Origin of the sequence: Aeromonas sp. SrichE-2G (assembly GCF_017939565.1) — a bacterium.
GTDB lineage: Bacteria > Pseudomonadota > Gammaproteobacteria > Enterobacterales > Aeromonadaceae > Aeromonas > Aeromonas taiwanensis.
Genome location: NZ_JAGKRG010000053.1, coordinates 240,010 through 255,731 on the forward strand (window position 1 = coordinate 240,010; position 15,722 = coordinate 255,731).

Genomic DNA, 15,722 nt, shown 5'->3' on the forward strand with positions numbered 1-15,722 from the left:
GCGGGCAGGATGTGACCGGACTGGCAAATGAACAGGGGGAGGATAGATCCTCCCCCTCATGGTGGCAGTGGGCGTTACTTGGCGGCCACCATCATCAGGGCGGGCAGGGCGAAGAAGAGCCCGGCCACGTACCCCAGGGCAAGCAGCTTGTTCTCGCTGCCGACCCGGGCCAGGGTCTCGGCGGCCTTGATGGGCAGCTCGCGCAGGAAGGGCAGGCCATAGATGAGCGTCACGGCGAACAGGTTGAACAGCACGTGGACGAAGGCGATGGTCAGCGCCAGCTGGGCACCGGCGCCGCTGATGGCGGTGGCGGCCAGCAGAGCGGTGATGGTGGTGCCGATGTTGGCCCCCAGGGTGAAGGGGTAGAGCTGACGGGTACTGAACAGACCGCTCCCCGCCAGCGGGATCATCAGGCTGGTGGTGGTGGAGGAGGACTGCACCATGACGGTGACCAGGGTGCCGGAGGCGATGCCGGTCAGGGGGCCGTGGCCCAGAGCCTTGTGCAGCAGCTCCTTGGCGCGGCCTACCATGACCCGCTGCAGCACCTTGCCGAGGGTGGTGACACAGCCGAGGATCAGCAGGATGCCGATGACGATGGTGGCAATGGCGGGCCCCTTGCCCGGCAGGAAGGCGACGGCGCTGTCGATGACGTTCATGGCCGGCTCGATGAGGGGTTTCATGAAGTCCATCCCCTTCATCGACATGTCGGCGGAGCCCAGCAGCAAGCCGGACAGCCACTCGGCGCTCTTTTGCAGCAGGCCGAACATCAGCTCCAGAGGGAGGAAGATGAAGACCGCCAGCAGGTTGAAGAAGTCGTGTACCGTGGCCGCGGCGAAGGCGCGGCGAAACTCGCCCCGATCCCGGATATGGCCGAGGGAGACGATGGTGTTGGTGATGGTGGTGCCGAGGTTGGCGCCCATCACCATGGGGATGGCCATGCCCATGGGCAGGCCGCCAGCCACCAGGCCGACGATCACCGAGGTGACAGTGCTGGAGGATTGCACCAGGGCGGTGGCGAGGATCCCGAGCAGCAAGGCCACGAAGGGGTTGTTTGCGAAGGCGAAGATCTGGGCCGCACCCTCGGCGCCGCCGGAGAAGCCCTTGAAGCCGTGGGAGACGGCGCCAACGGCGACCAGGATCAGGTAGATCAGCGTGATCACCGCCAGCCAGTTGAACAGTGGGCCGGTACGGCGGGGCTGCAGTGGTGCGGAAGATGCGGTGCTGTGCATGTGGCCTCTTGGGACGTGCTGCGTTGAATTGGACGGGCGCATTACAGCAGCGCTCTATGACAGAAATATGACAAAGTGACACTTTTATGATGGTTTGATGACGGCAGGGGGATGGGCGGATCGATCGTCACCGCCTCCTTGCTGCCACCAAATGGGTCAGGAACTGTCGGACGCACCCCCTGTGTGGAGGGGGCAAGGGCGTCGTTCGAAATCGTGCTTGTACTTGGCCGTCAGGGTTATATGCTGACGATTGTCCTTTCAACCAAAGAGAGTGGTGCTGTCATGCGAGCATGGATACTGTGTCTTTCCCTCGGATTGTTGTCTGCCGGCGTCCAGGCCGAGTGCAATCTCGAGAAGGCGGCCAAGAACGAGGCCCTCAATGCGACCCTGGGGGTCAAGGGACGCTGTGATACCGACAAGCTGGTGGATCAGAAGACCAAGGATGCCAAGAAAGAAGTGAAAGAGGTGAAGAAGAACACCACCAAAGCGATCGATGACAAGACCGATGGCCTCAAGGAGGCCGGCAAGGATGTGAAGAAGGTGGTGAAGGATCCGGTCAAGTCGGCGGCCACCGCCGTGGTCACCAAGGGCTGAGCCGGGTGTCGGCCATTCCGGGCCGAGGCGGCACGCCGTGCGACGCAAGAAAGGGAGCCAATGGCTCCCTTTCTGTTGGGCAGCCGGCGGCTGGGCCAGAGGTCGCGCTAGAAATTGACGGAGCAAACGGGAAAAGAGGAGCCAAAAGGACATAAAGGTGCTATCTGGTGCCAGCGTTCGACCCGGGAGAGTAGACTGCGGCGCCATGTCATTAGCAATGGTGAGTCTGTCATGAAGCATGTCGTCATGAAACCCTGGTCCCTTCTCCTCCTCCCCCTGGCCTTCTGCGCCCTCTCGGCCCAGGCCAACCTCCTCTCTTCCGGTTGCAGCGCCAAGGACGTGGCGATTGGCTCGGCCGTCAACAGCGCGACCGGGGTCAACAGTCGCTGTTCGGCGGCCAGCACCAAGCAGCGGGTCGAGCACGCCGTCGACAACCCGGGGGACTACGCCAAGCGCAAGGCCGCCCAGGCCACCGGGGTGGACGACGCCTATCGCAAGGCGAAGAACACCCGGCAGCGGGTGGAGGATGCGGTCGACAACCCGGGGGACTACGCCAAGCGCAAGGCGGCCCAGGCCACCGGGGTGGACGATGCCTATCGCAAGGCGAAGAACACCAGGCAGCGGGTGGAAAACGTCGTGGACGATCCGGCCCAGGCCGCGGGCAGGGCCGTGCTGCGCCACAGCGGCGCATACTGAGTCGCCGGACCGACGAATGCGCCGCAAGAGGGCGTGGATGTAAAAAGGGGAGCCCATGGGCTCCCCTTTTGCTTGGCGTGACGTTCTGCTTTGCGTGTCGCCGGCCGCTTACTGGCCGTCGGTCGCTTCCTCGTACTGACGGAAGGGAATGCGCAGCACCGCGATGCGCAGGAAGAGGTAGGCCACCCCGATCCCCGCCCAGATGAGGCCGAGCTCCAGGGAGCTCTGCTCCAGGTTGATCCAGAGCGCGCCTATGGTGGCGGCCCCCAGCAGCGGCAGCACCAGATAGAGCAGGTGATCTCTCAGGCTCTTGTTGCGCTTCTCGCGGACCCAGAACTGGCCGATGACCGACAGGTTGACGAAGGTGAAGGCCACCAGGGCGCCGAAGTTCACCAGGGCCAGGGCCATGTCCAGATCGAACGACACCGCGGAGAGCGCCAGGGCGCCCACCAGCAGCACGTTGATGGCCGGGGTGCGCCAGGTGGGGTGGATGTAGCCGAACACCCGCTCGGGGATCATGCGATCGCGCCCCATCACGTAGAGGATGCGCGATACCCCGGCGTGGGCGGCCATGCCGGAGGCCAGCACCGCCACCGTGGTGCACACCAGCACGATGCTCTGGAACAGGGTGCCGCCGACGTAGAGGGCGATCTCCGGCAGCACGGCGTCCGGCTCCTTGAAGCGGGCCAGATCCGGGAAGTAGAGCTGCAGGCTGTAGGAGACGGTCACGAAGATGATGCCGCCGATCAGTGCAGTCAGCACTATCGCCTTGGGGATCACCTTGCCGGCGTTCGGGGTCTCTTCCGAGAGGGAGCTCAGCCCGTCGAAGCCCAGGAAGGAGAAGCAGAGGATGGTGGCGCCGGTGAACAGCGGCAGCATGCTGGCGGACTCCACGTGGAACGGACGGCTGCTCATCAGGGTGCCGGCACCCTCACCCTGGCTCAGACCCCAGGCGATGAGGCCGAGGAAGGTGATGATGATGGCGATCTGGATGAAAACGATGGCGCCGTTGAAGTTCGCCACCAGCTTGATGCCGCGCAGGTTCAGGAAGGTCATCACGGTGACCAGGCCGAAGATGAAGATCCAGGGATCGACGTTCGGGAACATGGCGGTCAGGTAGATCTTGGCCAGCAGGATGTTGATCATCGGCATGAACATGTAGTCGAGCAGGGAAGACCAGCCGACCATGAAACCGACGTAGGGGTTGAACACCTTCTGGGCGTAGGTATAGGCAGAGCCCGCGGAGGGGAAGCGGCGCACCAGGTGGCCGTAGCTGAAGGCGGTCAGCAGGATGCCGCCCAGCGCCAGCAGATAGGCTGTGGCCACGCGGCCGTCAGTGATGTCGCCGACGATGGCGAAGGTATCGAACACCGCCATGGGGGTGAGGTACGCCAGACCCATCACCACCACCTGGAACAGGGTGAGCGTCTTGAGCAGCTTGGCACCGGCCATCACGCTTTCTCCTCTGCACAGGCCACGGGGGCGAGATCGGACGGGATCAGGGAAGCGCGCAGGCCTCGCTGGACACAGGGGGCGCCGGTCTGGGTGACAGACGGATGGCGCACGCCGGCGGGGACCGGCAGGAAAGCAGTGAAATGCCCCATGTTTTTCCTCACAACGTCGGGAGATTGTTTGGCAATCTCGGTATCAATTCCGGCACAAGGTCCGGCCTCTTGGTGGATGGTGGTGTGCCCCTTAAAAAGCAAAGAACCGATGTCGCAACAACATCGGCTCTCAAAGGGCGCCGTATTGTGCCCTCAGGGGGGGGAGGAGACAAGCAAAAAAGGCCGTCAGAAGGGATTTTGTTTCCAGTGCAAGCAGTCACTTCGCAGCCAGATCCAGGGGAAAATGACAAGATACTCACCAGAAGGGCGGATGGACTGGCGGGAGGAAAAAGCTGGAGCCCGCATGGGGCGGGCTCCAGGGGAGGGATCAGGAGGCATCGCTCTCGGGGCGGCCGAGCCGGACCCGGAAGACGGTCAGGCGCAGCAGCAGGTAGAGGGCACCGAGCGCCGCCCAGACCAGGCCCAGCTCGAAGGAGGCGGGTTCCAGATTGAGCCAGAGCACGCCGATGCAGGCGGCACCGCACAGGGGCAGCAGCAGGAACAGCAGGTGATCCTTGAGGGTCTTGTTGTGGCCGAGCTTCACGTAGAAGTGGGCAATCACCGCCAGGTTGACGAAGGTGAAGGCCACCAGGGCGCCGAAGTTGATCAGGGCCAGGGCGATCTCCAGGTCAAACGACACGGCGGAGAGGGCCAGGGTACCCACCAGCAGCACGTTGAGCGCCGGAGTCTGCCACTTGGGATGGACGTAGGAGAAGAAGCGCGCAGGCAGGGCGCGATCCCGCCCCATCACGTAGAGCAGACGCGACACGCCGGCGTGGGAGGCCAGGCCGGAAGCCAGCACCGCCACCGTGGTGCACACCAGTACCACCGCCTGGAACAGGGTGCCACCCACATAGAGGGCGATTTCGGGCAGGACCGCATCCGGCTGCTGGAAGCGGGAGATGTCCGGGAAGAACAGCTGCAGGAAGTAGGAGGTGGTGACGAACAGCACGCCGCCGATCAGCGCGGTCAGCACGATGGCGCGGGGGATCACGCGATCCGCGTCCGGGGTCTCTTCCGACAGGGTGCTGATGGCATCAAAACCCAGGAACGACAGGCACAGGATGGAGGCGCCGGTCAGCAGGGGGTTGATGTGCATCTGCTCGGAGAAGAAGGGACGGCTGCTGGCCACGGTCCCCATGCCCTCACCGTTGTAGACGCCCCAGGCGATAAGCCCGATGAAGACGGCGATGATGCTGAACTGCATCATGACGATCAGGCTGTTGAAGTTTGCCACCAGCTTGATGCCGCGCAGGTTCAGTGCCGTCATCACGGCGGCCAGGGCGAAGATGTAGGTCCAGGGCTCCACGTTCGGGAACAGGGCCTCCATGTAGATCTTGGCCAGCAGCATGTTGATCATCGGCATGAACATGTAGTCGAGCAGGGAGACCCAGCCCACCATGAAGCCGACATAGGGGTGGAACACCTTCTGGGCATAGGTGTAGGCGGAACCCGCCGAGGGGAACTTGCGCACCAGATGGCCGTAGCTCATGGCGGTGAACAGCATGCCGATGAGGGCGAACAGGTAGGCGGTGGGCACATGGCCTTCGGTGATCTCGGTGACGATGCCGAAGGTGTCGAACACCGCCATGGGGGTGAGGTAGGCCAGCCCCATGATGACCACGTGCCAGAGTTTCAGGCTTTTCTTCAGAGCGGTGGGTTGCGCAGTCATTATGGGTTCCCCTCGAAACGGACCGACGGGATCAGGCTGACGGAGATGTCATGCTGAGCAGAGGGGGCGCCATGCCCTTGTTCGGCTGGATGGCGCTGACCGGCGAGGGCCGGCAGTAAAGCGGTGATATGCCCCATGGTGTTCCTCACTAAGAAGCGGGTGTCGTGAGATGGCTGTCCATCTCGCTATCATTTCCGGTCGGTTCCGGCCTCGTTATGGATTTGTTTGGCGCAAAAAAAGAACCGGGCTCCGATGAGCGGGCGGTCCTTGAATACGGCGGCGCATTGTGCATTCGTGTTGCCCCCTTGACAAGCATATCAAGGGAGCAAAAACGCATTTTTTTGCACAAATAAGCGAACGCTTTCTTCCGTATCAGGCCAGGGATGCCAACAGGGATTGCTCGAGCAGATCGAGCCCCTCGTCGACGATGGCCGCCGGTGCGGTCAGGGGGGCGAGGAAACGGATGACGTTCCCGCGCACACCGCAGGCCAGCAGGACCAGGCCCCGCTTGCCCGCCTCGGCTACCAGCCGCTTGGTGAGGTCCGGATCCGGCCTGGTGGCATCCCGCTCCTTGACCAGCTCCATGGCCACCATGGCACCCGGGCCGCGGATGTTGCCGATGCAGTCAAACCGCTCGGCCAGCTGGAGCAGGCGGGTCTTGATCTGCTCGCCCTGGGCCTGGGCTTTCTGGTTGAGACGCTCCTCCTCGATCACCTCCAGCACTGCCAGGGCGGCGGCGCAGGCGATGGGGGAACCGGCATAGGTGCCGCCGAGGCCACCCGGCTTGGCCGAGTTCATGATGTCGGCCTTGCCGACCACGGCGGAGAGGGGGAAGCCACCGGCCAGGCTCTTGGCGAGGGTCATGATGTCCGGTTCGACGCCGCTGTATTCGGTGGCGAAGGTCTTGCCGGTGCGACAGAAACCGGTCTGGATCTCGTCACAGATGAGCAGGATGCCGTGCTGATCGCAGATCTGGCGCAGGCGCTGCAGGAAGCTCGGGGAAGCGGCATAGAAGCCCCCCTCGCCCTGCACCGGCTCGATGATGATGGCGGCGACCCGGGCGGGCTCGATGTCGGCGCTGAAGCAGAGATCCAGCGCGGCCAGGGCGTCCGCCTCGCTCACTCCCAGGTAATCGGCGGGGAAGGGGAGGTGATAGACCTCGCCCGGGAAGGGGCCGAAGCCGGTCTTGTAGGGAACCACCTTGCCGGTGAGCGCCATGCCCATCATGGTACGGCCGTGGAAGCCTCCCTTGAAAGCGATGGTGCCGCTACGGCCGGTGTGGGCACGGGCGATCTTGATGGCGTTCTCCACCGCCTCGGCGCCGGTAGAGAGGAACAGGGTGCGCTTCGGCGTGGGGCCGGGCACCAGGTCGTTCAGTTTCTCCGCCAGCTCGATGTAGCCGGAGTAGGGGGTGACCTGGAAGCAGGTGTGGCTGAACTTCTCCAGCTGGGCGCGCACCGCCGCCACCACTTTCGGATGGTTGTGGCCGGTGTTGAGCACGGCGATGCCGGAGGCGAAATCGATGTAGCGGTTGCCCTCCACGTCCCACAGCTCGGCGTTCTGCGCCCGATCGATGAAGACCGGCAACAGGGTGCCGACGCCCTGGACTACGGCCGCTTCACGGCGGGCCTGCCAGCTCTGGTTGTTGCTTGAATGACTCATTTTTCCTCCCTGAAGGGCATGTGCCCCGATATTCCTGTGCCATCTGGCTATCAATTTCATCCGCTGCCTGCCATGGGCAGGGCGGTATGTCCGGTGGGGGCGCACTCGGCGTGCTGTCGGGTCTGATGACCTCTGACGGTGGCCGGTGCGCCCCCCTTGCTGTCGATAAAACGAAGGGGTGGTCAGGTGCTCCTGACTGCCCCGCGTGCCTTAGCGAATGCCGCCAAAGCAGAGGTATTTGGTCTCCAGGTACTCCTCCAGCCCTTCAGCCGCCCCTTCGCGGCCCAGGCCAGACTCCTTGATGCCACCAAAGGGCGCCAGCTCGGTTGAGATGATCCCCTCGTTGATACCCACCATGCCGTACTCGAGCTGCTCCGCCACGCGCCACACCCGGGCCACGTCGCGGCCATAGAAGTAGGCGGCCAGGCCATAGGGGGTGTCGTTGGCCAGCGCGATGGCCTCGGCCTCGGTCTCGAAGCGCACCAGGGGGGCGACGGGTCCGAAGATCTCCTCGTCCAGGATGGGGTTGCCCTGCTCGACCCCGGTCAGGATGGTGGGGTGATAGAAGAGGGGGCCGGCGGGGTGGGGGCTGCCGCCCACCAGCACCCGGGCACCGGCTGCCTCGGCCTGCTTGACCAGGCTCGCCACCTTGTCGGCGGCGGCCGGGTTGATGAGGGGGCCTATCTGGGTGCCTTCCCCCATGCCATCCCCGACCTTGAAGCCACGCACCGCGGCCGCCAGCTTGTCGGCGAAGGCGTCATAGACACTCGATTGCACCAGGATGCGGTTGGCGCAGACACAGGTCTGGCCGGCGTTGCGGTACTTGGAGGCGAGCGCCCCGGCCACGGCGGCGTCGAGGTCCGCATCGTCAAACACGATGAAGGGAGCGTTGCCGCCGAGCTCCAGGGAGAGGCGCTTCATGGTGTCGGCGCACTGGCGCATCAGGAGCTTGCCGATGCGGGTCGAACCGGTGAAGGAGAGCTTGCGCACCGTCTTGTTGTTGCACAGCTCGTCGCCCACCGCGCTCGCCTGGTGAGAGGTGATGATGTTGATGACCCCGGCAGGAATGCCCGCCTGCTCCGCGAGGGCCGCCAGTGCCAGGGCGCTGAGGGGAGTCTCGGCGGCGGGCTTGATGACGATGGTGCAACCTGCGGCCAGCGCCGGGCCCGCCTTGCGGGTGATCATGGCGATGGGGAAGTTCCAGGGGGTGATGGCGGCCACGACCCCCACCGGCTGCTTGATGGTGGCCAGACGCCGGTCACCGGAGAAGCCGGGAATGGTGCGGCCATAGGCGCGCTTGCCCTCCTCGGCGAACCACTGGATGAAGCTGGCGCCATAGGCCACCTCTCCCTTGGCTTCGGCCAGCGGCTTGCCCTGCTCGCAGGTCATGATGCGGGCCAGCTCCTCCTGATTGGCCATGATGAGCTCGAACCAGGCGTAGAGCTTGCTGCTGCGCTCCTTGGCGGTGAGGGCCGCCCAGGCGGGCTGCGCCTGGTGGGCCGCCGCGATGGCGGCGCGGGTGTCTTCCCCGTCCATGTCCGGTACCTGGGTGATGACCTGGCCGGTCGCCGGGTTCAGAACCTCGAACCGGTGTCCGCCCCGGGCCTCGCACCAGCGGCCATCGACATAGGCAAGGGATTTGATCAAGGAGAGAGCAGGTTGTGATGCTGACATGGGAAGCCTCGATTGTGGGTCAGGGCGGTTCACTCGTCCGGTGGACACGCCGTATAGAATAATAAGCACATGACGACCATAAATTGAGCCGAAATGTTTTTCAAGTGTTAAATATATTTGAGTGTACGGGGTCTGGCATGCTAGAAATGAGGCTAATTGAGCGATTGTTGCGTTTTATGTCGTCTCGGGTGTGCAAAATAATGAACGGATGGGGTTGTGCAGGATAGTGAACAGGGCATCGGCGTTGATGCACTATTTTAACCAACCGTCACCAGGTATTCGAATGGCAATTAAGGAGATGGACGATGCAGCAACCCCATGGAGAGGTCCAGTGGCGGACCATGACGGATAACCCCTTGGCTGACAAAGAGATGGACAAGAGCATGGGGGAGCGTCTCGCCCAGATCCGCCGGGGCCTCGGGCTCTCCCAGCGCCGGGCGGCCGAGCTGAGCGGCCTGACCCACGGCGCCATCTGCATGATAGAGCAGAACAAGGTGAGCCCCTCGGTGGCTTCCCTGCAGAAGCTGTTGAGCGTCTACGAGCTGCCGCTGTCGCGCTTCTTCGCCGAGGAGGAGCAGCAGACGCCGAGCGTGGTGATCAAGGCGGATCAGCTCATCGAGCTGGGCAGTCAGGGGGTCTCCATGAAGCTGGTGCACAACGGCAACAACCGTCGCCAGCTCGGCTTCATGCTGGAGACCTATGCCCCGGGCACGGACACCGGGGGCCAGGTCAAACACCTGGGGGAGGAGGTCGGCACCGTGCTGGAAGGGTCGGTGCTGCTGACCCTGGCTGGCCAGACCTACGCGCTCAGCGCCGGGGACAGCTATGTGATAGACACAGGCGAGCCCCACAGTTTCAGCAATCCGTCGGGGCAGGTCTGTCGCATCGTCAGCGCCCACACCCCGGCCAACTTCTAGTGTCGTTCTGGAAAAAGTGTCGTTTTGGAAAAGAACCGGTAAGGAAACAGGGATCATGACCGAACATGTAAAGAGTTACTACGCAGCCAGTGCCAACCAGCACGCCCCCTATCCCATGCTCACCGAGCAGCTTGAGTGCGACGTCTGCGTCATCGGGGCGGGTTACACCGGCCTCTCCAGCGCCCTTCACCTGGTGGAGAAGGGCTACAAGGTGGTGGTACTGGAGGCGGCCCGCATCGGCTTTGGCGCCAGCGGCCGCAACGGCGGCCAGATCGTCAACTCCTACAGCCGCGACATCGACACCATAGAAGCGAACTGCCCGCCGGAACAGGCCAGGCTGCTCGGTTCCATGTTGTTTGAAGGGGGCCAGATCATTCGCGATCGCATCAAGCGCTACAACATCCAGTGCGATCTGCAGGAGGGGGGCGTGTTCGCCGCCGAGACCGAGAAGCAGCTGCACGAGCTCAAGGCGCAGCAGGAGCGCTGGCAGAAGTGGGGCAACGACAAGCTGGAGCTGCTCGATGCCGACGGGGTGCGCGAGGTGGTGGCGAGCGATCGCTACGTCGGCGCCCTGCTCGACAAGAGCGGCGGCCACATCCACCCCCTGAACCTGGCGCTGGGGGAGGCGGAGGCGATTCGCATGCAGGGGGGGCTCATCTTCGAGCAGTCCGCCGTGACCAGCATTACACCGGGCCAGAGCCCGCTGGTGAAGACCGCCAAGGGCGCGGTCAAGGCGCGCTACGTGGTGGTGGCCGGCAACGCCTACCTCGGCAACCTGGTGCCCGAGCTTGCCGGCAAGAGCATGCCCTGCGGTACCCAGGTGATCGCCACCGAGGTGCTGGGGGAGGAGCGGGCCCGCTCGCTGTTGCCACAAAACTACTGCGTGGAGGATTGCAACTACCTGCTGGACTACTACCGCACCACAGGGGATCACCGCCTGCTCTACGGTGGCGGCGTGGTCTATGGTGCGCGGGATCCTGCCGACATCGAGCGGCTGATCATCCCCAAGATGCTGAAAACCTTCCCCCAGCTCGCAGACGTCAAGGTGGAGTACACCTGGACCGGCAACTTCCTGCTGACCCTGTCGCGCCTGCCGCAGTTTGGCCGCATCGGCCACAACATCTACTACATGCAGGGTTACAGCGGCCACGGCGTCACCTGTACCCATCTGGCGGGCAAGTTGCTCTCCGAGGTGCTGAGCGGTCAGGCGGAGCGTTTCGATGCCTTTGCCAAGCTGCCTCACTACCCCTTCCCGGGTGGCCGGCTGTTCCGCATCCCCTTCACCGCCGCCGGGGCCGCCTGGTATACCCTGCGCGATCGCCTCGGGGTGTGAGCCCGGGCGCGTGCAGCAAGAAACGACAAGGCCACCCTGAGGTGGCCTTGGTTTTTTGGGCGTGGTGAAAGCGCTGGGCTCTCGCTTGCCGGTAGCCTTGCCCGAACAAGGGCCGCTGGCCTTGCCGGCAAAGGGAGAGTGAACAGGGGCTAGTCGCCCCTGGCCACCCCCTCGCGTCTCGGATCCGCGGCCCCCAGCCAGCCGCCGGCATTGCGCTGCACCCCCTGCAGCCCCGAGGTCTGCTCATTGAGCAGGATCTCGTGTCCCCTGGCTTTCAGCCCCTGGACCACGGCGTCGGGCGTGCGCCCCTGCTCCAGCTCGGTGGGGCCGTTACGGCTGCCAAAGTTCGGCAGGTCGATGGCCTGCTGCAAAGTCAGTCCCCAGTCCTGGGTACCGAGCAGCGCCTTGCCCACATAGTTGATGATGGCGGAGCCCCCCGGGGAACCCAGGCTCATCTCGAGCTCGCCGCTCTGCTTGTCAAACACCAGCAGGGGGGACATGGAGGAGCGAGGGCGCTTGCCGGGCTCGACCCGGTTGGCCACCGGCAGGCCGGCCACGTCCACCGAGGTGAAGGAGAAGTCGGTGAGCTGGTTGTTCAGCAGGTAGCCGTTGACCATCAGCCGCGAGCCGAAGCCATCCTCGATGGAGCTGGTCATGGAGACCGCCATGCCGCTGCCATCCACGATGGAGATGTGGCTGGTGGAGGGAAGTTCCGGGGTGGCGTCACGGCCCATGGCCAGCGCCCGGGGCGGGGTACCTGGCTTGGCGACCCCCATGGAGCGGTTGCCGATGAGGCGACCCCGCTCCGCCAGATAGCTCTTGTCCAGCATGCCCTGCACCGGCACGGAGACGACGTCGCCGTCGGCCACGTACTGGTTGCGATCCGCGAAGGCAAGGCGCGCCGCCTCGCTGTAGAGGTGGATGGCGTCGCTGGAGGCGGCGAGCCTGCCGTTCGGCCCTTTCACGGGCTTGAGCGCCGCCATGTCGCGGCTCTCCAGCATGCCGAAGATCTGGCCGAGGGCCAGGGTGCCGGAGGAGGGGGTCGGGAAGCCGCACACCTCGCTCTGGCGATAGTCAAAGCAGAGCCCGTCCCGCAGCTTGGCGCGGTAGCTGGCGAGATCGGCCGCCGCCAGCACCCCCGGGTTGGTGGGGTGGCTGCGCACCTTGGCCACCATGGCATCCGCCAGCGGCCCGCGATAGAAGGCGTCCGGCCCTTGGTTTGCCAGGGTGCGCAGCACCCTGGCCAGGGCCGGGTTGGTTTGCTTGGTACCCGCCGTCTTGGGCGTGCCGTCCGCCTGGTAGAAGTAGGCGCGGGCCTCCGGGTCCTTGGCGAGATAGGGCTCCTTGGCGAGCAGGGTGGCGAGGCGGGGGCTTATCACGAACCCTTGCTCTGCGAGGGTGATGGCGGGTTCGAACAAGCTAGCCCAGGGCAGCTTGCCATAGCGCTCGTGGGCCAGGGCCAGGGCGCGCACCGTGCCGGGGGCGCCGACCGAGCGGCCCCCCACCACGCCGTCGTAGAAGGCCATTGGCTTGCCATCCTGCATGAACAGTTGATCCGTGGCAGCCAGAGGCGCCGTCTCCCGGCCATCCACGGCAGCCACCCGCTTGCCATCCCACACCAGCATGAGGGAGCCGCCACCGATGCCGGAAGATTGCGGCTCCACCAGGGTCAGCACCAGCTGGACGGCGATGGCCGCATCCACGGCGCTGCCTCCCGCCTTGACGATCTGGTAGCCCGCGTCCACCGCCAGCGGATTGGCCGCGGCCACCATGAAGTGGCGACCCTGCCAGCCTGGCTTGTCAGTCCAGCCGCTGGCCGCTTCGGGGGCGATCAGGGTCTGGGGTGGGGGCACATAGTGGAAGCCATTCTGGGGGGCGCAGCCGGCGAGTAGGCCGAGGGCGACCAGCAGGCCGAGAGGTTTGAGGGACATGACAAACTCCTTGTCGGTTTCTTGTTCACCTGTCGGAATGTGTCACACTTGGAGCCTGATGAAAAGATTGTCTTTAATACTCATATGGTTACAAATCTGTCAGGAGGCACACCATGAGACTCGAAACGCTGGAAGGAAGGGGCGGCATCCTGGCGCTGCTCTGTCTGCTGCTGGCCGCCTGCGGGGAGCCGGCGCTCAGGCCCCTGGGGACGGGGGAGACCATACTGGCCTTCGGGGACAGCCTGACCGAAGGGCGAGGCGCGAGCACGGCCCAGAGCTACCCCGGCGTGCTGGCGAGTCTGACCGGTCATCCCGTCATCAATGGCGGGGTGTCGGGGGAGCTGAGCCAGGCCGGCAGGGCCCGCCTGCCGGGGTTGCTGGCGGAGCACAGGCCCGCCATGGTCATCCTGCTGGAGGGGGGCAACGATATCTTGCGCGGTAGCGGGGAGGGGGCGCTCAAGGCCAACCTCGCCGCCATGATAGAGGCGGTGCAGGGCAGCGGCGCCCAGCTGGTGCTGGTGGGTGTGCCCCGAAAATCCCTGTTTGCCGAGGGCGCTCCCCTCTACGAGGAGCTGGCGGAGCAGTACGGCTTGGTGCTGGACAACGACAGCATCGGCAACCTGCTGCGACGCCCCGAGCTCAAGTCCGACGCCGTGCACCTCAATGCGCCGGGGTATCGCACCCTGGCCGAGCGCCTGCACCGGCTGTTGCAGGAGCGGGGGGCACTCTGAGCCGGGGCATAAAAAAAACCGCCATCCGGCGGTTTTTTTACGATGATTTCTGTCGCCAGCCGGCGGACTAGATGGACTGCTCTTCCCCACCCAGGGCGGCAAACAGGGCCGGGATGAACTGGGAGAGTTCGGCGGTGACCAGGGCGAAGTCGGCGTCCAGACGGGCGGCGGGATCCTCGCTGGTGACGTCGTCGTTCTGCTCGCGCAGCTCTTCGCTGAACTTCAGGCGCTTGATGGAGAGGTCATCCCCCAGCACGAAGCCCAGGGTCTCGCCCCAGTTGAGGGCCAGCTTGGTCACCAGCTTGTCGTTGGCCAGGTGATTCTTGATCTCCTCGCTCATCAGATCCTGCTGCTTGCAGCGGATGATGCCACCGTGCTCCATGGCGCTGCGCAGCTCGGCCTCGTCCTCCAGGGTGAAGGCGGTGGGCAGGTTGCCCTCGTTGAGCCACTCGGTCATGGTGATCTCGGGCGGGTTCTTCAGGGCCACCGGCACCACCGGCAGGGAGCCGATGGACTTGCGCAGCAGGGCCAGCAGATCGTCCGCCTTCTTGGCGGAGCCCGCATCCACCACCATCAGGTTGTCGGCCGGATTGATCCAGGCGAAGGTCTGGCTGGTACGGCTGAAGGCGCGCGGCAGCAGGGTGTGCATGATCTCCTCTTTCAGCGCTTCCTTCTCTTTCTTCTTGAGGGCGCGCCCCTGCTCGAACTCGATCGCCTCTACCTTCTCCGCCAGCATCTCCTTGACCACGGTGCCGGGCAGCATCTTCTCTTCCTTGCGGGCGCAGACGAGGATGTGGCCGGAGGCGCTGTGGGTCAGGGTGGAGCCGAATTTGCCAAGGGGCTTGACCCACCCGAACCGGGAGATGTCCTGGCTGCCGCAGGGGGTGAAGGCACAGGCCTCCAGCTGGGTTTCCAGCTGCTCGACGGTCAGGTCAAAGGGGCGGGTAAAGCGATAAATCTGCAGGTTTTTAAACCACATGGCGTCCTCGGTCTCTAGATTGTCCGGCGGGCATTGTACTAGAGAGGCGCTTTGTGATCAGCCAATCATTCTCGCTAAATAAAGGGCGATCGACTTCACATGGCCTCACGTTGACCGCCCGTCTCCCTGCCGAACTCCCCTAGACTGCGAGTGTTCGAATTGTTAACAAGGATGCGACTATGTTGAGACAGAGCCGGCCGGAAGACATGGAAGAGATCGTCGAGATCTGGCTGCTGGCATCCTTGCAGGCCCACGATTTCGTCGACGCTTCCTGCTGGTGGCAGGCTCAGGAGGAGCTCCGTACCCGCTATCTCGATCACGCCCGTATCTGGGTGTTCGAGGAGCGCGGCGATCTGCTCGGCTTCATGGCGCTGGTGGACGACTACCTCGCCGCCCTGTTCGTGCGCCCCGACAGGCAGGGGCGCGGAGTGGGACATGCCCTGCTGCAGCAGGCCAAGTCCCGGGGGCGGGCGCTCCATACCCGGGTCTTCGTGGAAAACGAGCCGGCGGTGCGCTTCTATCGACGCCACGGCTTTCTGATCGGGGAGGAAGTGGCGGATCCCCTGACCCAACACCTCCAGTACGAGATGCACTACCAGCCCGTCTGACTCTGGCGGTCACCTCCCTTTTGCTTGAAAAGCGAGGGGCATATCCTCATCTTGTCTGCATCGGGCGGCACTGCTGCCTCCTCTTTCATTTC

The 15,722-nt window shown here is 64.4% G+C and carries 14 protein-coding genes; 6 read left to right on the forward strand and 8 right to left on the reverse strand.

The features are described 5' to 3' along the window. Positions 1–74 precede the first annotated feature (74 nt). A complete protein-coding gene (locus tag J9885_RS17525) occupies positions 75–1,229 on the reverse strand; it encodes a Na/Pi symporter (RefSeq protein WP_134695848.1) in 1,155 nt (384 codons plus the stop codon). A 282-nt stretch (positions 1,230–1,511) separates the two neighbouring features. Here J9885_RS17525 and J9885_RS17530 point away from each other — a divergent pair, with 282 nt between their 5' ends. Both J9885_RS17530 and J9885_RS17535 read left to right on the forward strand, forming a co-directional pair. Next, positions 1,512–1,823, forward strand: coding sequence for a hypothetical protein (locus tag J9885_RS17530; RefSeq protein ID WP_043758978.1), 312 nt, complete (start codon positions 1,512–1,514; stop codon positions 1,821–1,823). A 231-nt stretch (positions 1,824–2,054) separates the two neighbouring features. Continuing rightward, a complete protein-coding gene (locus tag J9885_RS17535; RefSeq protein WP_210550208.1) occupies positions 2,055–2,519 on the forward strand; it encodes a hypothetical protein in 465 nt (154 codons plus the stop codon). Positions 2,520–2,627: 108 nt separating this feature from the next. Here the strand turns inward: J9885_RS17535 and J9885_RS17540 are convergent, their stop codons facing one another. The 5 genes from J9885_RS17540 to J9885_RS17560 form a co-directional block, all read right to left on the reverse strand. Further along, positions 2,628–3,971: an APC family permease gene (locus J9885_RS17540; RefSeq protein ID WP_210550209.1), complete on the reverse strand. Its 1,344-nt coding sequence runs from the start codon at positions 3,969–3,971 to the stop codon at positions 2,628–2,630. Further along, entirely contained in the window at positions 3,971–4,123 is a 153-nt protein-coding gene (locus J9885_RS17545) for a hypothetical protein (protein ID WP_167332219.1), read from the reverse strand. The genes J9885_RS17540 and J9885_RS17545 overlap by 1 nt, the downstream gene beginning before the upstream one ends. Positions 4,124–4,451: 328 nt before the next feature. Next, positions 4,452–5,795 (reverse strand): APC family permease, encoded by a 1,344-nt coding sequence (locus tag J9885_RS17550; protein WP_043758983.1) that lies wholly within the window; start codon positions 5,793–5,795, stop codon positions 4,452–4,454. 372 nt (positions 5,796–6,167) lie between these two features. After that, a complete protein-coding gene (gabT, locus tag J9885_RS17555) occupies positions 6,168–7,457 on the reverse strand; it encodes a 4-aminobutyrate--2-oxoglutarate transaminase (protein ID WP_043758985.1) in 1,290 nt (429 codons plus the stop codon). A gap of 210 nt (positions 7,458–7,667) precedes the next feature. Further along, complete coding sequence (locus J9885_RS17560) at positions 7,668–9,131, reverse strand: NAD-dependent succinate-semialdehyde dehydrogenase (RefSeq protein WP_043758986.1); 1,464 nt, start codon at positions 9,129–9,131, stop codon at positions 7,668–7,670. Between the two features lie 305 nt (positions 9,132–9,436). Between J9885_RS17560 and puuR the strand changes: the two genes are divergently transcribed. Both puuR and J9885_RS17570 read left to right on the forward strand, forming a co-directional pair. Beyond that, entirely contained in the window at positions 9,437–10,048 is a 612-nt protein-coding gene (gene puuR, locus J9885_RS17565) for an HTH-type transcriptional regulator PuuR (RefSeq protein ID WP_134695844.1), read from the forward strand. 55 nt (positions 10,049–10,103) lie between these two features. Beyond that, positions 10,104–11,381, forward strand: a complete 1,278-nt coding sequence (locus J9885_RS17570; protein WP_043758989.1) for an FAD-binding oxidoreductase — start codon at positions 10,104–10,106, stop codon at positions 11,379–11,381. 149 nt (positions 11,382–11,530) lie between these two features. On the opposite strand, the gene J9885_RS17575 is transcribed toward J9885_RS17570, so the two are convergent. Continuing rightward, positions 11,531–13,312 (reverse strand): gamma-glutamyltransferase family protein, encoded by a 1,782-nt coding sequence (locus tag J9885_RS17575; RefSeq protein ID WP_210550210.1) that lies wholly within the window; start codon positions 13,310–13,312, stop codon positions 11,531–11,533. A 113-nt stretch (positions 13,313–13,425) separates the two neighbouring features. Here J9885_RS17575 and J9885_RS17580 point away from each other — a divergent pair, with 113 nt between their 5' ends. Then, positions 13,426–14,043 (forward strand): GDSL-type esterase/lipase family protein, encoded by a 618-nt coding sequence (locus J9885_RS17580; RefSeq protein WP_210550211.1) that lies wholly within the window; start codon positions 13,426–13,428, stop codon positions 14,041–14,043. 67 nt (positions 14,044–14,110) lie between these two features. Here J9885_RS17580 and rdgC read toward each other — a convergent pair whose 3' ends face one another. After that, the gene (rdgC, locus tag J9885_RS17585) at positions 14,111–15,022 is read right to left on the reverse strand and encodes a recombination-associated protein RdgC (protein ID WP_210550212.1); all 912 of its coding nucleotides are present in this window, start codon (positions 15,020–15,022) and stop codon (positions 14,111–14,113) included. Positions 15,023–15,201: 179 nt separating this feature from the next. Between rdgC and J9885_RS17590 the strand changes: the two genes are divergently transcribed. Continuing rightward, on the forward strand, positions 15,202–15,630 hold the full coding sequence (locus tag J9885_RS17590; RefSeq protein WP_134695839.1) for a GNAT family N-acetyltransferase: 429 nt from the start codon (positions 15,202–15,204) through the stop codon (positions 15,628–15,630). The last annotated feature ends 92 nt before the right edge of the window (positions 15,631–15,722 follow it).